This is a genomic window from Absiella sp. AM09-50, assembly GCF_003433845.1.
Lineage (GTDB): Bacteria > Bacillota_I > Bacilli_A > Erysipelotrichales > Erysipelotrichaceae > Hoskinsella > Hoskinsella hominis.
Genome location: NZ_QVFI01000025.1, coordinates 39,646 through 62,279, shown reverse-complemented (window position 1 = coordinate 62,279; position 22,634 = coordinate 39,646). Strand labels below are relative to the sequence as shown.

Annotated in this window: 13 protein-coding genes; all 13 read right to left on the bottom strand. The window is 32.8% G+C overall.

Annotated elements, in window-relative coordinates:
- Window positions 1-148 precede the first annotated feature (148 nt).
- A complete protein-coding gene (locus DW114_RS16915; RefSeq protein WP_255411910.1) occupies window positions 149-646 on the bottom strand; it encodes an ATP-binding protein in 498 nt (165 codons plus the stop codon).
- A gap of 75 nt (window positions 647-721) precedes the next feature.
- Entirely contained in the window at window positions 722-2,074 is a 1,353-nt protein-coding gene (locus tag DW114_RS16910; protein ID WP_054322377.1) for an ATP-binding protein, read from the bottom strand.
- Window positions 2,075-2,369: 295 nt separating this feature from the next.
- Window positions 2,370-2,564: a hypothetical protein gene (locus tag DW114_RS16905; protein WP_054322378.1), complete on the bottom strand. Its 195-nt coding sequence runs from the start codon at window positions 2,562-2,564 to the stop codon at window positions 2,370-2,372.
- 14 nt (window positions 2,565-2,578) lie between these two features.
- The gene (locus tag DW114_RS16900; protein ID WP_207732762.1) at window positions 2,579-3,577 is read right to left on the bottom strand and encodes a DUF3991 domain-containing protein; all 999 of its coding nucleotides are present in this window, start codon (window positions 3,575-3,577) and stop codon (window positions 2,579-2,581) included.
- Between the two features lie 56 nt (window positions 3,578-3,633).
- Window positions 3,634-3,993, bottom strand: a complete 360-nt coding sequence (locus DW114_RS16895; RefSeq protein WP_117454883.1) for a hypothetical protein — start codon at window positions 3,991-3,993, stop codon at window positions 3,634-3,636.
- A 70-nt stretch (window positions 3,994-4,063) separates the two neighbouring features.
- Window positions 4,064-12,052, bottom strand: coding sequence for a helicase-related protein (locus DW114_RS16890; RefSeq protein WP_158552315.1), 7,989 nt, complete (start codon window positions 12,050-12,052; stop codon window positions 4,064-4,066).
- Window positions 11,980-12,309, bottom strand: a complete 330-nt coding sequence (locus DW114_RS22230; protein ID WP_394336431.1) for a TnpV protein — start codon at window positions 12,307-12,309, stop codon at window positions 11,980-11,982. Before DW114_RS22230 ends, DW114_RS16890 begins: the two co-directional genes overlap by 73 nt.
- Window positions 12,310-13,217: 908 nt before the next feature.
- Window positions 13,218-13,781 carry a YodL domain-containing protein gene (locus DW114_RS16885; protein WP_054322380.1) on the bottom strand — a complete coding sequence of 188 codons (564 nt, stop codon included), beginning with the start codon at window positions 13,779-13,781 and terminating at the stop codon, window positions 13,218-13,220.
- 94 nt (window positions 13,782-13,875) lie between these two features.
- The gene (locus tag DW114_RS16880) at window positions 13,876-18,456 is read right to left on the bottom strand and encodes a SpaA isopeptide-forming pilin-related protein (protein WP_117454881.1); all 4,581 of its coding nucleotides are present in this window, start codon (window positions 18,454-18,456) and stop codon (window positions 13,876-13,878) included.
- A gap of 76 nt (window positions 18,457-18,532) precedes the next feature.
- Window positions 18,533-19,246 (bottom strand): CAP domain-containing protein, encoded by a 714-nt coding sequence (locus tag DW114_RS16875; RefSeq protein ID WP_054322384.1) that lies wholly within the window; start codon window positions 19,244-19,246, stop codon window positions 18,533-18,535.
- 220 nt (window positions 19,247-19,466) lie between these two features.
- Window positions 19,467-20,411, bottom strand: a complete 945-nt coding sequence (locus DW114_RS16870; RefSeq protein WP_054322385.1) for a ParB/RepB/Spo0J family partition protein — start codon at window positions 20,409-20,411, stop codon at window positions 19,467-19,469.
- Complete coding sequence (locus DW114_RS16865) at window positions 20,365-21,192, bottom strand: ParA family protein (RefSeq protein WP_054322386.1); 828 nt, start codon at window positions 21,190-21,192, stop codon at window positions 20,365-20,367. Before DW114_RS16865 ends, DW114_RS16870 begins: the two co-directional genes overlap by 47 nt.
- A 441-nt stretch (window positions 21,193-21,633) precedes the next feature.
- The gene (locus DW114_RS16860) at window positions 21,634-22,458 is read right to left on the bottom strand and encodes an EFR1 family ferrodoxin (RefSeq protein ID WP_117454880.1); all 825 of its coding nucleotides are present in this window, start codon (window positions 22,456-22,458) and stop codon (window positions 21,634-21,636) included.
- Window positions 22,459-22,634: the final 176 nt, after the last annotated feature.

Below are 22,634 nucleotides of genomic sequence, written 5' to 3'. Positions count from 1 at the left end.
TGGACAAAAATGTTTTAATTATTTTGTGTGTCTACTTGACACAAGCTGATCAGTCATCGACGTTCAACTCCTCTCTTATATTTATGAGTTTCTTTTTTTAGATTACTTTTCTGTTACTTTACTAAATTTTTGCTAATGATATTTTAAATTATTTTTTGATAATCCATTGACCGAAGCGTTTTCCTCCAATTCGTTCAATAGTTTTATCCTTACTTAACTTCTTAAAAATTCTTTGAACTGTACGCTCTGTTACTGATAAATGTATAGCAATTTCTTTTTGTGTTATTTGAGGGTTTGAGCGAATAATACTTAATATTTTATTTTCCAAACCGACATCCAAACCGACATCTAAACCGACATCTAGACCGACATCTCGTTTTTTATTATTAAGAGCTTTTAGACTGATTGTAATGAACTCAGACGTAATTTCGTATTCAGGCATAGGTGCTCCAAGTTCACCACATGCTTCACATATTTTCTGAATACCTCTTCCCCAAACTTCCACATAGCCCGCTCTAAAAAATGTATTAGCAATATTTGGATTATATGGTCTTGATGCATGGCGACGCATTAGGTTGTCTTTTGTCCAATCACTTGGAAAGACGCAATCATTACTTATATACATAGCATCATCTTCAACACGAATTTGAATAGGAATAGATGAAGGATAAAATTTGTGTAAGATAGCATTGTAAACTGTTTTAGCCTCGTTATGTTTGTTTTAATTTTCTTCTTTTTGGGAAATAAACTGTGTCAAATAAATTGGTAGGCATAAAATATCCTTATCTTTAGATACATCTTTGGTATGAATAATATAGCGATTTAATATTCGATCAGAAAATTTCTCATAAAATACATCAAGAGAAGCATGAACTTTGTATCTTGAGGATTTTACCTCAATTGGACATATCTTATTTCTTTTTGAAATTACAAAATCTATCTCATAATTTCTTTTTTGTTCTTGTTGGTAAAAAGTATAATAAAATAAATCATTTCCTGTTGCGGTTAAAATTTGTGCAACTGCATTTTCATAAAGATAGCCTAAATTTGTTGCTAACTTATCATTCAATAATTTTTCATAAATGATATTCTCTGTAAAATCCTTATCTTTAAATTGTAAAGTTACAAATAAGCCAGTATCTGCCATATACAATTTAAATTGATTTAAATCTTTATATGCCGATAAACCAATATCTGGATTATTTGCATGATATGCAACCGATACTACTTTAGAGTCTTTTAATTCTGATACTAAACTTAAAATAGTGGTATCTGTTGTTTTATAAGAATTTAATACTTTTTTAGTTTGAAAACCTTTTGCATTTTTATTTAACTGTGAGGGGATTGCTTCAAATAGCATTGCTAATCGTCCTGTTGAATCAATCTTTCTAAAATCATCTTCATATAAATTGATAATATCTCTTTTTACATCATCTACTTTTTTGAAGTTATTTGTGGTTATAAATTCGTGCACTGCTTGTGGCATACCTCCAACAAGCATGTAAAGTCTAAAATCTCGTAATAACTTTCTGTTTAATTGATCGCCAAATGACTTTTTAGATTCAAAGACACCTTTTAATAATTTCATTGTCGTTGAATCACCAAGAGCCCATAAAAATTCCTCATAATCCATTGGGTGCATCTGAAGTTTTCTTTCCTCACTTGGAATTAAAATATCCTTTACATTCTTTTTTATAGAGATCAAAGATCCGGTTTCTATATAATCGTATCTTCCATCTTTAACTAATGCCTTAATTGCTTGTCTTGCTTTTGGACATAATTGAACTTCATCAAAGATGATAACTGATTTTCTCGTTTCCAATTCAACATGATATTGTAACTGAAGTTGTAGAAAAAAATAATTTAGATCGGACATATCTTCAAATAATTCTTTTATAGTATTTGAAGCTGTCGAAAAATCAATTAGAATATAAGTTGCGTATTCATTTTTTGCAAATTCTTCTACAACTGTTGATTTTCCTACACGTCTTGCCCCTTCGATCAATAATGCTGTTTTCCCATCAGAACTACTTTTCCATTCCTTAATTTTTGAATATATTTTTCTTTTAAACATATAGGTTTAACACCTCCACAAAAATATTATACCCAAAAAATAAAATAACAGCAATAATATATGTCCAATTTCCGCAATAAAAAAATCACAAAAACCTCCAATTTCCGCAATGAAAAAAGTTCTCATATATCCAATTTCCGCAATATAAATAAGAAAGGGTACTAGGGATTATCCCTAGAAAAAGGATAGGAGTAGCCTTGTGGCTATCCGTATCCAGTGCTTGCTGGTATAGTGTATAGCACAATCCCTCTACACGAATGTAAGGGCATGTGCATATGACCACCTCAAAAAGAAATCAGCTTGTTTCACTTTTTTCAAAGAAGTGAAGTGTACTATTTTGCAGTTTTTCATACTGATTTTTTAATGAATAAAGTTCTTTTAACTGCGTTGTTATCTCTGATAATTCTTCATCAAGTTGGTTTCGTTTGTTTATTTTTTGTTCTTTCAATATTTCCAATTTTTTAATTTCTTTTTCGATTTTCTTTATCATTGTAGCACCTCCCATCATCGTTCTTGCATCATTCTTTGTTGATTTTTCGATTGAATTTGTTTTCCTAATCGCACGATCAACTCATCATTTACATCTTTTCCATAACAAGAAATACAATCTTTTATATCCATGTACCATAATTTTTTCTGAATATTTTTCGCAGAAAGTCGTCCTGCTTTATCATTATCAAGATGAAGTACAAGACTTTTTATTTCTGGAAAATCTTCAAGATACTGTGTCAAGGCAACCGGTAATTTTAAATCCTCTGTTGTATCTTTTCGTGGAATCGCAACCCCACCTAATGATAAAAGATGAATACTTCGATAATCCTTTCCATTCATTTTTAATAATGTTGCGTAAGATAAAGTATCAATGGCTGACTCAAAAATATGCAACTCTTTTGATAAAATATGAGGTTGAATAGAGAAACAAAACCGTTTATCACTGCCATAGACATCGCCTTTAAAATCATTTTCAACACTTCGTATATTGGCATACTTTGGGATATGATTTTGTTTATCGTAGCCAATAAAAGTTACATGTGTATATATGATTTTAGTATTTGGATTGATATATTTGCTTTCATAAATGACATGATTATTGATACAGTCTTGAATGATTTCTTCATCAATTCCACGTTCTACAAGATAACAAATTGCTTTTTCATTGGTAGAAGATGGAGTAGGAAGGTGAAGTTTTTTATTTTCTTCCTTTGCTGAATAGGCAACATAAACAGGCTCTTTTGCTTTTGTTTTTTGTAATAAGATCTCAGCTGCATCTAAAAAAGAGTAGTTATCCACCTTCATTAAAAAGTCCAATGCACTTCGTCCTCCGATGCCCATTGACTGCCAGTGCCATAAGCCATTTGAAATATGCAGGCTCTCATGGTCTTTAATACAGTAGGTATCATGTGATATTTTCTTTAATCGATCGGGTTGATAATTGCCTAAATAGGTCAACAGATCTATCTTTTTTATTTCTGCTAAATCCTTTGGTTTGATATGTTTTATCATAAACACCTCCATAAAATTGAAAAATCACAAATGTTTTTTCACTTGTGATCTTTCGTTTATTGTTCTTCTGTTTTTTGAAACATTGATTCTTTTTCATTTTTAAATTCATGAAATATGCTTTGCAATATCGTTGTATCATGACAACCTAGCAAATAGATGACTGCATTTTCTAAAGTATAAAGGTAATTTTCTAATCCCATATATCTTATAAATAATTTGTGTTCTTCTTCAGTTAGATAGATACTATCCTCATTGATAAGGAAATTTTTGATTGCAGTGTGTTCTAAGATTTCATTCATTTTTTGTTCGGTTTCTACATATTTTTTTGAATGCTTTCTTAAAAAAGTTACGCAGTCATTATCAAAATGTTCTAGTCTAGTACAAAGATAGGCAAGCAGTTGATCATAATTTTCCATGATACCATTCCTCCTTGCCATCATTATAAAAAGATATTTTGATGGAAACAAATGTGCGATAGACATTCATTTATCGTGCTAATGCTCTTTCTGTAATCTTTTCTTTTGCTGGATCGATCTCTGTATCATCTATAATATCAGGATCTTTTTCATCTAATTTTAATTCCATCGTTAATTGTGCCAAGCGTTTTGTTTTTTCATTTAATTCATTTTCATAAATAAAAGGTTTCTCAAATTCAATTTTTGAAGTTCTTAATTCATTTGTTAAGCGTTGGAGTTCATGCTCAGCTTCAACTAATCTTTTATCAAGATTTTTCAAAGCATTATTCATACGAGAAAAATTTCCTAGTTTATCTGTTCCTAAAGTAATCGTTGTACTAGACTTGTTTTTTATCGTCAAACAACATTCCTTTGCTAACATAGAAAAATGAGTGTAGAGTGAAAAATCACGATACTTTCCAATATAGACAAGATTTTCCGTTGGATTTTGTCGTGCTAGTTCAATGAGCATGGTTCCTGCTTCTGCTTTATCTTTATACGAAACACCGTCCAACTCGATTCCGATAAACTCATCATTTTCTGATAATGGATTCTGATTTTTCAAGATAATATCTTCTTTTAATCCTGAAATTTCTTCTTGTATTCGTGTCATTTCACGTGGCAATCTTTTTAAAATATTATCTTGTAATTCATATTTTTGATTTAGATAATTAGATTTCAAGTCATTGAGCTTATTAACTTCTATATCTAAATTACATCGTTCCATAATCTTAGGATCACCGCAAGCGATTGCTTTGATTTCAGCATAACGCATAGACATATCATCAACTTCGTCCATCGAACGCTGCACAACTCTCCCTGTAATGACTTGTGAAATAAAGGATTGTTTCTTTTCTATTGTTTGGAACATATAAGCATCAAAGGTTCCTTCGGTAACATATCGAATGATATTGACTTCGGGATTGATGTTTCCTTGACGAATTGCACGACCAGAGCGTTGCTCTAAATCTCGTGGACGCCAAGGACAATCAAGATCATGAAGTGAAATAATTCTATCTTGCATATTAGAACCTGCACCCATTTTGCTTGTTGATCCAATCAAAATTCGCACCTTTCCAGAGCGTACATTCGCAAACAATTCTTTTCGTAAAACTTCATTATTATTTGTATCATGAATGAATGCTATCTCATGACTTGGAATGCCACGCTCTACAAGTTTACGTTTTATATCTTCATATACACTTGTAAATATCGGCTCTGTTTCGTTAGTAATGCTTTCTTCATTGATATTTTTTGAACTGTTTTTTGGAGTAGACATATCACAAAAAATCAGTTGAGTAGAAAGATTTTCTTTCGTATCTTTCCAAGTTTCATACACATTATTGACACAAGCCATTACTTTGCTCTCTTTATTTTCTGGTAATAAGGTATTGATCAATCGCTGCTCAAGGGCTAGTTTCTTTCCATCAGAAGTGATTTTTAACATATTATCAATATGTGGATCAACATTACCGCCTTTGATTTGTTCCGCTCTTTCACCTAAAGACTGAATCATTTCTTTTTGTTCGGGACTAGCAGGTACAGATATAACTTTATAATTTGCCTTTGGAGTTGGAAGATCAAGCATATCGGCAGTTTGTATGTCTGCAACTTCTCGAAACATGGTCATCAGTTCAGGAAGATTAAAGAACTTGGCAAAGCGAGTTTTTAATTGAAATTTTGTGCCATCAGGTGTTAATTCCATTGCAGTGGTTGTTTCTCCAAATGTGGAAGCCCATGCGTCAAAAGACTCTAATCCTTTTGCTTTTAATAAATCATATTGAAGATAACGCTGCATTGTATAAAGCTCAGCCATACTGTTAGAAACAGGTGTTCCTGTCGCAAAGACAACACCTCGATTATTTGTAATCTCATTGAGATATTGTGTTTTGGCAAATAAGTCGGAAGCTCTTTGTGAATCGGTTTGCGAAATACCAGATACGTTTGTCATCTTGGAATAGATAAATAAATTCTTAAAAATATCAGCCTCATCAATAAACATCATATCAATCCCTAACTGTTCAAAGCATAAAATATCATCTTTATTTGATTGATCATTGAGCTTTTTCAATCGTTCTTCCATCTTTTTTCGCATTGCTTCTAACTGCTTGATGGTGAAATTTTCACCGTTATCGTTTTTTACTTGGCGTATTCCTTCACTAATATCCTTGATTTGTTGTTCAATCAAAACCTGTTGACGTTCAAGGGAAATGGGCATCTTGGTAAACTGACTATGGGCAATGATGATTCCGTCCCACTCACAAGTTGAGATTTTAGAGAAAAATTTATGACGATTGGCTTTTGAAAATGTATCTTTGGTAGATACTAAAATATTCGCACTTGGGTACAAGCGATAGAAATCAGAAGCAAAATCACCAATGATATTGTTTGGCACTACATAGATGGGTTTCTTACACAAACCTAACCGTTTGCTTTCCATTCCAGATGCAATCATTTCAAAACTTTTACCTGCACCAACACAGTGGGCAAGCAATGTATTACCATGATATAGCACACGAGCAATCGCATTTAACTGATGTGGTCTTAATTGAATATCCGTATTCATTCCTGCAAGTGTTAAATGACTTCCATCATATGTTCTATTTCGAATGGAATTGAATTGTTCATTGTAAATTTGGCATAAATCTTCACGACGCTCAGGATTTTTCCATATCCACTCATTAAAGTTTCGTTTGATGATTTCTTGTTTATCTTGAGCGATAGCAGTTTCTCTTTTGTTCAGTACACGCTTTTCCTTTCCATCGTCATCTAACACCTTATCAAATATTTTACAAGGTCTAAGATTAAGCGTATTTTCTATGATCTTATATGCGTTGATTCGATTTGTTCCATAAGTTTTATTTGATTTTATACTAGAATCTAATCCTTTTCTTGTAATTGTCCATTCTTGGGTAGCAGCAACATAAAGTATTTTAATATTTTTCTGTTTCCATTGAGGAGTATCCAAGAGTTGATACATAAATTCTTCGTAATAATGCTTTGGTATCCATGTACTTCCCAAACGTACACTAATATCTCCGGCTTTGATAGGTTCAGGCTGCACTTGTTCTAAGGCTTTGACATTGATCGTATAAAGCTCAGGATTTTGTTTTGCGACGTGTCTTGCAAAGACTAACTTTTCACGCACATTTCCACTTAAATATTCATCAGCAGTTTCATATACAGGATTGCCATCTTGATCAAGAAGTCTAGGATTACGGAAAATCACGCCTTTTAAGTTTTCAATCAATTGTTTTTCAGACAGTTTTGATAAATCTGACATATACTTTAAATCAACACGTCCTTTTTCCGCCATGCTGACTGTTAGTGCTTCATCGGCGTTTTCCACAGAATGAATTTCTTTGTTAGGTCGTATCGTCTGTTTATCAAAAATATCGGCTTTTCGTTTTAATGTTTTATCTTCATTTAACACTTCCAATGAGCATAACAGTCCATAAGAAGCATCTTCTTGAAACACACGCTTATTAGCATTGTCATTGATCAGTCCATACTTTAAAGTAAACATATCATAGTGCATATGGAGTTCTTTTTGTAATGCTGCAATATCTTCATGACGAAAACCTTTGGTCTGCATTTCAATCAATTCGTGCAAACAATCACGAATTTGAATCAGTCCTCGTATTCGATTTTCAGCTGTTCTGTTTGTTTCATGCGGATACATTCGACTGTTTTCTCGATAATACAATTTTCCATCAGATACACAGAAACTAAAGTTTCGTACATTTGGATCAGCTGGAATAGAGTGATCTTCTTCATCAACAAAAAGAACAGATCGTTGGTCAATTTGAGCAGTGATATGTGAAAATGCTTGTTCAAGTTGAGTCGATAAAGATTGTCCTTCTATGGCTTTACAGGTAAATGCTTTTCCATAAGGGGAACTTTCTTCTACCATTTTACCAAGTATCATGTGTGGGTGATTGACAAAATAAGCGTTCATTGTCAAACCATTGTCATTGCTTTCTACATTCAACCACTCGGGTTCATGCACATAAGGTCTTTCTCGTTTCTGCAAAACTAAAATATCACTGGTTACTTTTGTTCCCGCATTGGCAGTAAAAGTGTTGTCTGGTAAACGAATTGCCCCTAACAGATCTGCTCGTTGAGCAATATATCTTCTTACATTGCTGTTTTTCTTATCCATTGTAAAATGAGAAGTAATGAAGATCACGACACCACCGACTTTGACTTTGTCTAATGCCTTAGCAAAGAAATAATCATGAATCATAAAATTATTTTGTTTGTACTGTGGATCAAAGATTGGAATTTGCCCAAAAGGGACGTTTCCTATGACTGCATCAAAGATATGATTAGGAATATCTAAATCTTGAAATCCTTGGATTGCAACGATTTCTTTTTGGTAAAGCTGTTTTGCGATCTGTCCGGAGATCGTATCAAGTTCAACACCATAGAAATTGCAATTCATTTCCTTCGGCTGCATACCAATAAAGTTACCGATACCACATGATGGTTCTAAAATATTTCCTTCGACAAGTCCCATATCATTGAGTTTCTTGTAAATGGCTTGTATCACGATAGGCGGTGTAAAAAAAGCAGTCAAAGTTGATTCTCTGGCTGCTTTGTATTCTTCATCTGTTAATAGTTCTTTCAATTCTTGATATTCCTGTTTCCAATTTTCTTTTGTTTCATCAAAGGCATCGGCAAGCGATCCCCAACCAACATATTGGGACAAGATTTCTTGTTCTTCTGTTGTTGCTAAACGACCTTCATTTTCCAACTGTTTTAATAAGCGAATAGCATGGATATTAGCTTGATATTTTGCTTTTGGACCTCCAACTCCCAATTCCATGTTGGTAATGTGAAAATTGTTTCGCTCATGATCTTCATACTGAGGAAGTAATTTATGAGAAGAAAACTGTGATGTCGATTGAGGTGGCTCTTGTTTAACTTTCAGCTCTGTTTCTTTTTGAGCAGGTAAAATCTCAACTGTTTTTGTTGTTTCCTTATCTTTATCAGAAACTAAATCATCACTTTCTTGTTCAACTTCTGTATAAGAATTTGATGTGTCTATCTTTTGAATTTCTAATGTTTCTTTTGGAATGAGTGAGGAAAGAGAGGAGAGTGGAGTTTTTAAATACCGTTGTTTAAATTGTTCTAACTGTATATCACTTCCACTAAAACTTACCATATTTCCATGTTTATCAAATTCAAAATCAATTTGAATACCATTATCATCAATTCTTCCTTTTGAAAAGCGATAGTTTTGGTAGTTCAATGTTTGTATATAATTTTGAACCATTTCATTAAGTTGTAGTTCTTCTTCGTAATCGTCAGGCTCACCATCAGTTAATGCTAACTGATAAGATTTCCCGTCAATGATATATTCACGAATATTTAATAGATGATCGACATCGTCGATTGCTAGTGTATAACTTGATAACAAAACATCATCATGATTATGTTCTTCCATCACAAGTTGATTGTTTTCAATAAAAAATTCCAACAGTCTATTTTCTTTTGTATGTTGAAAAGCCATGTAATCACTTTGATGTTCGAAAAGAAGGGGAGCGATTTTATGAAGCTGTTCATAGTTTTCTATTGCCACTGTTTGATAAATAAGAATACTGCTTTCAACTTCTTGAACAGTTTCAAAGTGATCGTTTTGATACATGACTTTATCTTTATCATATAGATATTGATTTCTCAGATCCTGACGAATTACAGTATCAAGCCATTTTCTTTCAAGTGTTACATCAATTGGATCGATCGTTTCTGTTCCTTGATATAGATTCAAAACAATATTTTCATCATCAATCAGTTCGATCGTACCATAGTATGTTTCATCATAGGAAGAAAAGAAAACCATATCACCTGTGTTGTATCGTGGGGTACTTGAAAAATTGTTTCTTGCAAAAGAGAAGTTGATTTCATTTTTATCGATCAGTTCATTTTCGTGTCGAAAAGTATAAAGCATGGACAATTCTTCACGAAGCATAATTGCAGAGCCTTTTTCTTCTATATCATCACTTTCATCAATCAAAAGGTTTAAGTGTTTTATGGTATCGACCAACGCACCAACATCATGAAAAGAATCTATGAAGTTTTGGATATTTTCTTCTTCATTTGAATGACTGTTATCATTGTATTCATAAGGATCATGCTCCTTATAAAATGAATTTAAACGAACTGCAAGGCTAAATTGTGTATCTAGGATAGGGGTATAAACTTTATTTTGTGTTTCTTTTCTTTCATTAAAAGCACTGTAAGTACCTAAATAATACTGTTGAACCTTTTGAAAAATATCTTTCATGTTTTGATAATTTTCATCAATATCTGCTGTATTTTCTAATGCTATATTCATTAAATCTAAGATATGCTTTACATTATCATCGTTGCGTAATGCTATTGCTAAGTTATCTGAATCAAAGTGATAAAATTCATTTACCATATATGGTCTAAGATTAGAAAACGGGAGTCGATAAAAGAAAGAGTGAATAGCATTTGCAATTTGTTGTCTTTCATAATGACTTTTTCCTAATTCTTCTTCCGGTGTTAAAAATTGATTGCGACGGATAAGGTAAGAAATTCTTTGTTCAACCTCTTTCCATTTCATAAAGAAGAAAGCTTTTGGTTTTGTTACTGAATCTCCATAGAGTATCTTGATACCTTTTCCATCGGCAGAGTAGGAATTTGAACCACTGATTCCCCATTCATTTTTAATAAACTGAACACGTTCTTTTACATCAGTATGTTGGCTAAAATAAGATAATAATTTGTATTTAGCATCTGTATGTCGGCAAATCACATGATCAATATAGTCCTGTGTAATAAAGTAATTAGATTCTAATAATTGATATTGTGGTGCGCTAAAGGATAAGCGATGATCATCTAAATGTTCAATAAATGATAATACTTTGATTGGATTATACAATTTAAATCGCATGAGTTCATGGTCATGACGATAGGCATTACTAAACTCTTTTAAATATTCAATGGTACGTTGTAAAAAATCGTTGTCATGCAGTAATGCAGCAAGTTCTTTTGTATCATTAGGAAAACCATGTTGAAAATGATATTCTTTTGGCAGCATATACTTTTCATCGGCTTCATCGCTCATGTCTTGTGCCATATACCAAAGCATTTGGGCACCTTGACGATATTCATATTCAGATAACTGGTTTAATTCTTCTTGAGGTAAATAACGTCCGGTATCTAACAATCGGCGAATTCCTTTTGCGACTTCTTCCCAAGAAAATAACTGATGTTCAAAGGAGTTGATAATACCTTTTCCCCAAGTCATCATCATTCCTGTTTGATCCCATTGTACTGAAATATGACGATTTTGTTGAATAAAACCTGCATATCCTTTACGGTACATTTCTTTTATAAATGCCGCATTTTCTTCTAAAGGTCGATCGTGAGAAAGGAATGCTGCAACTCGAATCTTTAAATCTCTTATATTCATATCATCGCTAAGCACCGTATCAATGGCTGATTGTGGCATTTGGAAAATCTTAGGCGTATGTTCTTTTTGAGCAGGTTCAATTGGTTCTAAATCAAAAAGATTTAATTGTTGTTCATCAGAAGAAAGTAACGGTTTTAATGGAATGGATAAAAATACATTTCTGTCGATCATATCCTCTATAAATCGGGTTACATCTTCCCATGATAGATCGGCTTTAAATTCAGTATTGCTGTAATTACCTTTCCATACTCTTAATACATCTTTCTCAGTATCATTGTAATAACCGTAACGAGTATCTGAAATGATTTCTTCTATATACATCTTTTTAAAAGATTCTTTCACATAAGCGATACGTTTTTCTTGGTTTTCAAATAACTCAAATACAGCAATAATGTCTTTGTTTTTATGAGCATGAAATTTATCCCTCTTTAATAATTTTTCAAAGGTTTCTTGAGATAAAAAAGCAGGTATTCCAAATGGATTACCTGTACTTTGTGTTTCTTCTAATCGTAAATCAGTTCTTGACGGAGAATTTCGTGAATCGTTTCCTCGATACTGTTCATCTTTTGAATCCATTCCATCTGATTGGATTCTTTCAACGCTTCGTTCACTCCTTGTTGTTTCATCATCTGTTCGAGCAGTAGATCGTGTCGTTGTGTGGCGATCTGGTCGATCTCCATCAAGTGTTGATTGAGTGTCTGTGTTGTCAAATAATTTGTGAATTGTATCGGACGATGTTCTTTGAGATAATGTTTTCTCATCAAGGCGTATTTCCCAAGCGTGATTTTCCCTTCGTCCTTGAGTGTTAAGTTGGGAATCAATTGTTCTCCCATTGGAATGTATTCTAGTTTCATTTTCCTGACTCCTTTCTATGTTTGGTATTTTTTGTTCAGGCTCATTGTATAACGGTAATTGATCCAATTCAAATGTGCGATTTTGATTTCGGATACATTCTAATACAGTTTTTCTAATCTCACCAATGAGCATTTGTGCCATATCTCGTGTAGGAACACCAATTGCATTGAGTGCTTGTTGAGAGTTAAATTGTGCTACCAATCGTAATGCGTCATCACTGATATAGTCATCTGCTTCAATGCCACATCGAGTAAGAGCAGCATAAGAAATACTGCTTTTTAAAAGGCTTGTATAGACCAACTGTAAATTGAGTTCATCTAATTCCTCTAGAAAAGTATCTTTGACATAATACTTTAATTCTGAAAAGTAATCTCCAATTCCTTCTTCAACAATCGTATCAGCGGCTTGAATAATTGCGTCTGCTAAAGATAAATTATTTGTTTCTTCTACACCAAAATGGTTCACCAATGTGTCAATAACATCTTTTTCATATTCTGATTTCATTGACCATATAGGAACCGGACGATATTTATTTGTTTTTCTTGTATCACTTATATCAAAATAATAACGAAGTCTTGCGTATCCGTCATGATGTGGATCAAATACTGCAATTCCTTTTGATTTTGGTTTGATCCATAATCCATACTTTTTATTCCAATCTTCCATCTCTAAGACTGCGATTGCGTCTGGTCTTTGAGCATAAATCATAACCATATCATCAAAGGATAGACGATAATTTTTACATGAAGATGTTAAGAATTGTTTCCAAGTAAATTCGTTTTTGGAAATATCTTTGAGTGTTTGTTCGTAAAGTTTCGTTGCTTGATAATAACTGATTGCCATATAGATAACACCTCCTTAAATTGCTTTTTACATGAGCAGTTTATTATCTTGCATACTCTTTGTGTTTTGTTTGATTAAGTTGTTGCAGGAACTGTGGAACTTCTTTAAAGCCAAAACTATCAACATAATAGGCTTTGCTTTTTCCATGATCGTTTACAACAATAACATTACTCACACTAAGAGAACGCATTTTACGAGCAAAAGGGCGATAATCAAGATTGTGCTTATAAAATATCGATTCTAATGAAGTCTGTTCTGACATCATGCCCATATAAACCTTTGTATAGTGCTTAGCATGAAATTGATGTTTTGCATAAGAGTAGTGCATAAATTTATAATCATGTTCCTTATCTGAATGAATTTGATAAATTTCATATGTTTTTGCAGTTCCATGTTCAGGATAAAAAATACAACTGTTTTGTTCTACCAGTTCGGCAAATTCTTTAAATGAAAAACGAGCGTTCTTTAAATAAAAACTGCGTTCATCAATATATCGACAAGTGATGCTTACAGGTTTATTATCAAGTGCTTGCAACATAATAGAAGATCCATTTTTGATTTTAAACAGTGATGATCCTCTTGTATCTTTAAAATTGATTTCTTTCATATTGACCTCCTTATATTTGGTGTTTAAAAAATAAAAATACTTGACCTCCTTCCTATGTAAAAAGGACAGAAAACAAAGTTCTGCCCATTTTAATCTATTTATCTTCTTTCATATCTTTTCGTTTTTTCAACATTATCGCTGCTGCTAAAACAGCACCTGTACTAAGTGCTAAGGTTGCCCATAATCTAACATTGGTTTCATCGCCTGTTTGTGGAGTTTTTGGTTTTAATTTATCTTTCATGACAATCTTATTTCCGTCTTTTGCAGTAAATGTAATACTTTCTGCTATTTCGTATTCTTTTGGTGCTATTTTTTCAGTAAGGATATATTCTTTTCCTTCAACAAGATATTTGATTTGATGTGGTTCTTTTGTAGATACCCACTCATCAATGACTTTTCCTGTTTCTTTCTCTGTAACACTCATATGAGCGCCTTCTAATTCTTTACCGGTAGTGAAATCTTGTTTGCTGAATACCATTTCGGTCGGTTTGTTCACACAAGTAACTTCTAATATATCTCTATCTTTTGTAACGATTACTTTATAGATATGATCATTTAGTACATACCCATCAACTTGTTTGGCTTCTTGAATGTAGTAAACGCCTAGTTCTAGATCATCAAAAGTCGCAATACCATTATCATCTGTTTTTACGGTTTGAATGATTTCGCTCATATCATCTTTTACAGAAATATTAAAATCTATTCCTGACAAGATTTTTTCTACATCGTTACTGTCTGCTTTTTTCACTTGGATCGTTCCTCGTGCAAGTTCGTTATTGATGGTTCCATTTACACCAATCATGACAGTATATTTAGAAACATCTTCACCATGATAGGCAATTTCAAAATCATATTCCGTATCGTTTAGAACATACTGTCCATTCGTAGATAATTCTTTGAGATAATAAACACCGTTCGGTAAATCAAAAGAATCTGCTAAAGATAAATGTCCATCTTCATTGATTCCTGAAGTGTAAATCATGGTATCGTGTTGAATTGCAATTTCACCTTTATAGTTATAAATATCTTCACGAGCAAAAATACCAAACACGACATCTTTGTATGCATTTGGATTTTTAAAATTCTTTTGTTCTTCTAATACTTTTGTCATATCAATATCAACCGTAGGGCGTTTGTTTTCTAAAGTTGATTCTATTGTTTGAAGTTCATTGATTTGATTGTCTTTGACTTCAAAATAATGTTTGCTTGTATCTTTGATATAACCATGTGGTGTTTTGGTTTCAAGATAATAATAACGACCAACTGGAAGTTTCTTGCTTAATACAGATTCTAAATCACTTTCTAAAGTTTCAATCTTTTCATCTGCTTTATAGATAGTATGGTTGCCAATCGTAATATCTTGAGCAGCATAAATCGTGATTTCTGCACCTAATAAATTTGATTTTTCCCATACCGGACTTTCCGTTTTACCAAATTCATTTTGTCCTGTTACAGTAGACATAAAGATTTCACCAGATTTGTTCCATTTTACTTGACCAAAGACCATTTCGTCTTTCATTTCTACACCTTGTACTTTGCCTGTATCTTTAACAGTAAATTCAATTTCATTGGCAATTGCATATCCATAAGGGGAACTGATTTCTTTTAAAATATATTTTTTGCCAACTTCTAAACCTTTTATCATATGCGGTTTGATTGTCCCATCTTCATTTTTACCATCTTGTCCACTGATCCATGAATCAAAAATTGCACCTTTATCATCTTTTGGATACACGCACATAAATGCACCTTCGATTTCTTCATCGTTGGTAATATCTTTTTTCGATACTTCGATTTTTGTGATTTCGTTTTTGAATACAGGTTCAAATTCAATCACTTCTTTATCTTGTCCTTGATACTTGGTATCAATAGAAATGACAGTATCACTGCTTGCATAACCAATCGGTGCTTTTATTTCTTTGATTTCAAAGGTCGCATTGATTGGTAAGTCTGCATGGAATACAGCTTTTCCATTTTCATCAGTAGTTGCTGTTTCAATCAATGTTCCTTTTTCAATCAGTAATGTCATTGAACGTGTGGCGTTTTCAATACCATAAATATCTTCACTGGCATATAAACCAAAAACTGCACCTTTTAATAAGGTATCTGTTTCTTTATCTTTTTTGATAACATTCAAATCTACTTTTTGTCTTTGATTTTCATAATCAATATTTTCAAAGACAATCGGAATGTTTTCATTCTCATATTTCAACTCAATGTGTTTGACTTCTTTATTTAATACGAAACCATCACCAGCAGTTTTTTCATAGATACTATATTTACCTAGAGGAAGATCTTTAGATATTGCATAACCGTTTTCTGTGGTAAGTTCTTCAATCTTTTGTCTTTTTGAATAAATCAAATCTTTTTGATTATCCGCTGAGTAAATATCTTCATCTGCTTCAAGGATAAATGTAGCACCATCAACCGGAAGTTTATCATACACAAATTGAATGTTTCCTTGTTCATCGGTTTTTGTACCAACTAATTGCTCACCGATCTTAAATACCTCGATGTTTCCTTTGACAGATCTATTTTCTTTTGTAACCATGATGATTGGTGTTTTTCCATCTTCAGCCATTTGATATGGAGTCGATGTAGATACTTTAAATTTAATAGGTTCACTATTTAAGACATACCCATAAGGAGCGTGAATTTCTTCTAATTGATATTCTCCGACCTCTAGAGTATTTGGTGTCGTTACTGTACCACTTTCATCAGTTTTAAACTCAGTTACATAATGAGGAATAGGGAACCAAACCCATTGACCGACATATTCATTTGTTTGTAAGTTTTTGATTTTAAATGTTGTATCAGGAAGCAAAACCGTTTTTCCTGTTTCTTCATCAACTTTGACTGCTTTGATCAGTGCTTTAAAAGGCGCATCGTTGAATACACGCCATACCTGAGGTTCACGATTATCTTCATCAACAATGACTGTAAAATCATCAACTGGCATCATTTCATTTGGAACTTTTGTTTCTTTGACTGTATATGTTCCATAAGGAAGTTCGATTGATTTAGCATATCCTTTATTGTTTGTTGTTAAAACATCATAAACTCTTGCTTTGTCCCAACCAACTTGATTGACTTCGCTTGTTAGTTTTACTGTAAATTCAGCACCTGCAACTAAATCAGATTCTTCACTGCCTTCTGTCGAAACTTTAATGATTTGGAATGCTTGTTTTTTGACTTGTTCTTTTGATGTTTGATTTCTTAAAACAACTTCAACATTTTGTCCTTCGTAATCGCAGTGAATATCATAAATCGTAGGATCAATTAAATATCCATTGCTTGCTTTTGTTTCTTTGAATTGGTAAAAACCTAATGGCAATCCTTTCACATCGCTCATATTTCCTTTTTCATCAGTAATACGAGTCGCAACGACTTCACCTTTAGAATAAAATTTCTTTGTATGTGCTTTATTGTAAATATCTTCTCCGGCAATAAGTTGATATTCAGCACCTTGGAGTGTCGCATCGCCTTGTGGTGTTTTACCTGTTTCGTTATCCTCTTTTTTCAAAGAAATGCTTGCTGTCGGTTCTTTATTGATTTGTTCTGTTGAAGCTGTAATGATTGCAGTATGTTGATCTTTATAAGATAGAGTTACTGTGATAGGCTCTCCATTTAACAAGTACCCATCAGCAGCATGAGTTTCAACAAAAGTATAAGTTCCTAATTTTAATCCGGTTAAATGAATTTTTCCACTTTCATTCGTTGTTACATCATTCACATAGCCTGTATTACTTGTTACATGATAAGTTGTACCTGCAACAGTTGCACTTTTATCATCATTGTATTTTGTGAGCGTAATTTCTCCAGTAGGTGCTTTATTTGTTACGACTAAAACATTTTCGCTTGCTTTTTGTCCTGCTTTGACTTCTACCGTTCTGACTGAACTATCCAATAAATATCCTTGAATCGTTGATTTTTCTTTTACTGTATAAGTTCCAACTTCTAAACGAACACCAGCTTCATCACTATCCCAAATACCGCTGCTGTTTGTTGTTACATCTTTTTTTGTACCATTAGGCATGGTAATTTCAAATACAACGCCTGCAAGTGGTTGTCCATCTTCATTAACTTTTTTAATTCGCATTCCACCGTCTTGTGGAAAGACACGATAGACTTTATAGGTAACAATGCTTGTACCATGTTTTGTTCCTAGTTCATCAACACCGCTAATCATAACTTGATCTTGAGGACCACTAGGCATACTTGCTGCACAATGAATAATTTGTCCATTTCCCATATAAATTCCCATATGAATAGCCTCACCACTTGCATCAAAATAGAAAATTAAATCTCCTTTTTTAGCGTTCTTTGGATTGGCTTCATTGGTAGGATACTGATAAGCAGTAACTCCTTTTCCATTTAAAAATGAAATAGCACTAGAGGTTGTAATACGGTCTGCACCTAAAGATAATCCCGTTTGTTTTAATACATAACTAACATATCCTGAACAGTCGAAACTGTTTGGACCGCTTGCACCCCATACATATGGTTTACCAATATGTTTCTTTGCTTCGTTAATCACTTCATCTGCTTTGTTTACTTCAAAAAACGTTGTTTCACTTGCTGCATAAACAGGTGTTGCAATATTTGAAAAAACAGAAGTAAACATTAAGACAAAAGTCGCAAAACAAAGCGTGAGTTTTCTTATCATTTTTTTCATGTTGTTTTTCTCCTTTCACAAAAAAAAGACACGATGTTATTTCGTGCCTTGATTGATCATATATTTTTTTGTTTTATTACCAATAAGTTCTAAATACAGAATAATAATATCCATCTACATAATAGATTGCGACAACACCAACGGTATTGTTTGGAGTAAGGACAATATTTTTATGTTCAGATGAATTGATCCAAGCAGTAAATGGATCAGGCGAGTTGGTAATACACTCACCATTATCTTCATGCCATAATGCTCTTTTTTCTGCCATTGCATATGCATGAGCATTGGCTTTTTCTTGATAATACTGAGAACTGCTTAAAGGTTGTAATCCGTTATCTGCCCTGTAATTGTTGATTTTGTTTAAAACTTCCACTTCCATTGCAGACTGTTTGACAGGTGTATTCTTAACTTCCTCTTTTGGTGGAGTTTCAGGAATATCCTGTTTAGGTGGATTACTTGGTTTGTTTGTTGGTTTTGAAGTATCTTTTGTATTCTCCTTGCTAGGTTGATTCACTTGAGGCACTTCTGTTTTAGGGGAAGATTTTTTTGTATTAGATGAAGATTGTTGCTTAGTTGATGATGGCTGTTCTTCTTTCTTTGTATCATCGTTATCCTCATTTTTTGTTTCTTCTTTTTCTTGTTGCGTTGTTTTATCTTCTTTTGTTTGATTTGTTACTGTAACTTTGTCTTTTACTGTTTCTTTGTTTGGATGATCTTTTTCTTGAGCATTGGAACAACCTGCACTGCATAACAGAATTAAAGCAATAACATAAAGAATTTTCTTTTTCATACACACACCTCGTTTCTTGCATTCAGTTTATCAATGAATGAAATTGAAAACAAATGTACTATTTACTATATTACATCTCTATATAGTATTAAGATATATCCCCATATTTCTTTTTGAGTTGGTAATAAGAGTTGGTATAGGGGGTTAGGTGTGGAAAGGGGGAGAAGCAAAAAAGTGGCTATCATCTATCATCGACACTAACCCCTTGTACGTCATAATTTTATCTCTCGCCTCTGTTTTTATTGCGATTTTTATATCGTTGATAATATTCAAGTGCTTTTATAATCTCGTTTTCCATTTCTTTAGCTGACGTCGAAGGCTTAAAGAACTTTTCAATTCGATTTTTAGTAATTCTGAATTTCTCAACTTGATTTGGTTTTTCTTCTTCCATGATGTTACGAATTGTATCATCAGTAAGTGTGTCATCATCGTGCATTTTACGCATTCTGATTGTTTGATCATGTGAAGGTGTGCAATCATTTAATTGAATGTAGTAGAGTAAAGATTGTTGTTCTTCTTGTGTTAAATAAGAGATTTCAACTGCTGGACGAAGTGCAATTTTGTTGTTGTCTACATACTCTAACAATTCTTTTGATAGGTAGGTTAGGCGAATATATCTTTTAATTTGTGTTTGACTTTCTTTTACTTTTTGAGCAAGTTCTTCATTTGCTCTTAACTTCGGACCCAGTGGGACCGAAGTTAAATCATTGCGTTTTCCTTGATGAGTTAATGCATCTAACATCATTTTATATGAAAATGCTTTTTCTGACGGAAGTATATTTTGTCTTTGACGTAAATTCGTATCCACCATTATAATGGTTGCTTCATCATCAGTTAAACTTCTTACTAAAGCAGGCATAGTTGCTTTATCGTTCTTTTCACTCGCATACTTTCGTCTATGTCCTGCAATCATTTGATATTTGCCATCTTCTGTTGGGCGAACAATCGCAGGCATAAGTACACCGTTTCTACCGACAGAATCAATCAATTCTAACATTTCTTCATCTTCTCTCACTTGAAAAGGGTGGTTAGGAAAATCAACAATCTTATTTAATTTGATTTCAATTACCTTTTCTGCTTGATCTAATGCTTTCTTGTCATCACTTTCAAACACATCATCATCGAGCGATGGAATCTCTATGCCGTTTAATCTCTCTCTTGGCATTTAAGTCCACCTCCCTTGCAAGTACATGATAGGCATTTGCACCATCACTTTTAGAATCATACTTAAAAATACTTTTTCCTACTGCTGAACTTTCTGCAATGGATACACGACGAGGTATTTTATTTGTGAATACATGAAAATGTTTTCCATAATTCTCATGAATCTGTCTGTTGATTTCTTTTCCCAATAATGTTCTTTCATCAGTCATCGTTATTAAGATTCCTTCAACTTCTAATTGAGGATTTTGATCATTTTTCGTCTTTTGTATTCTACTCAATAACTGTTGTGTTCCTGTTGCGGATAAATATTCAGGCTGTGTGGGGATAATTACGCTATCTGCACAAGTAAAGGCATTGATGGTAAGCATACCTAAAGATGGTCTACAATCAATAATAATAAAATCATACTTGTCTTTAACTGGTTTCAAAACATCTTTTAAAACCGTTTCTTTATCTTCAATGTTTTCTAGCGTCTTTTCAATATTTGACAGTTTTTCATTAGCAGGAATTAAATCAAATCCTTCTTCTGTATGAATAATTCGATTTTCAATATCACATTCATCAGAAACAATCATTTCAAGCATGATGTTAGATATTGTATCTTTCATCTTATTAGGCTCTGTATAACCCAACGCTTTTGCAGAATCACCCTGTGGATCAAAATCAATTAAAAGAACTTTCTTTTTTCTTAATGATAATCCTGCAGATAGATTAACAGATGTTGTGGTCTTACCGACACCGCCTTTTTGATTTGCGATAGCAATAATTTTTCCATATGGCATAAAAAAACCTCCTTTCTACATAACCAATCGCATGGAATGGATATGTAAAAAGGTCTTATTTCATGTAGTTTTACACAAAATTTTTAAAAAAGTACCCGATTTGCTAATTTCGTTTTTTAAAAGTGCTAAAAAACACTGATGGTTACTGAATAGTTTTGCTAATGACTTGCTAATTTGACCTTAAAAAATAGCTAATATTTAAAGGAAAATTAGGAAAGAAAAAAGTGTTCACCAATTCAAAAAAAGCCCATAAATAAAGGATAATTCGTGATTTTAGACGAAAAGGGAAGATGAGGTAAAATCGTGATTTTTTCCCTCCTAAGATTTAATTGCAGGTTCGATTCCTGCAGAGGGCGCCAATTTAGATAAGAATATCAGGAATGGCTGAAAAAGCCTCTTTTTTTATATATAAACAACGATTATAAACGTATTATTTTCTATTTAGTAAAAACATTGAATATCTAAGCGTCTTTTATAATTTTGTTCCAACATTTTCACATGAGATAAAAATGCTTCATCATCAAAATATTTTGCATGAGTAGGACATTTTTTTATACATGCCTGACATTTGATACAAGTGCCAGGAACATCTATAAAGTTATCAAAGGATATTGCACCCATTGGACAATTATTTGCGCAAATTCCACAGGATGTACAACTTTCTACCTTTGTCTTTGGTTTGGCTTTTAAAAATTTTGCTGGCTTTCCATCAATACCTAATGGTGTATAATAAGCATCAATTATATCATCTCCAGGTATAGAAAGTGATGCAGGAAGATTCTTTGATGTTTTTAACTTCATCACTACTTCTTCAACAAAAGACTCTAAACATTTTAAATCATCCTTGTTAGGGCGATTTGTTGCGATTTGAGATGAAAAAGCATGTTCACATGGCACAGCTAAAGCAGCAATACTATAAAAACCATGTGCTGTTAATTCATTGGAAAGTTCCTTTAATGCATTATCAAATGAGCGATTGCCATAAGTTACAACAGGCATCACTAAAGTCTTATTTCCTTTTAGCTTTGTTTGAATAAATGGCAATAGTTTATTAGGAATTCTTCCCGCATATACAGGAATTCCTATGATTATAAAATCGTCTGATGAAAAACTGTATTCCATATTGCGTTGCTGAGGTGATGTAAAATCCACATATTCGATAGTGACATTTAATTCTTTGCCTGTTTGATTAGTACAAGTTTTCACTACTGTTTCTGTATTTCCTGTTGGGCTGAAAAATAAACCATAGACTTTTCTTATGTTCATATGTATCCTCCATAGTATCTTTATTTCTTTTATTATAGCCAAACATAAACAAAAAAGCTATGATGATACCAAGCATTAATTTTTATAAATAAGCCACATGAATGATCAAGGATATGATGAAATTTTTAATATCCTTTTAAATCCAAACAAAATAATGTAGTATTGTTGAAAAGTTT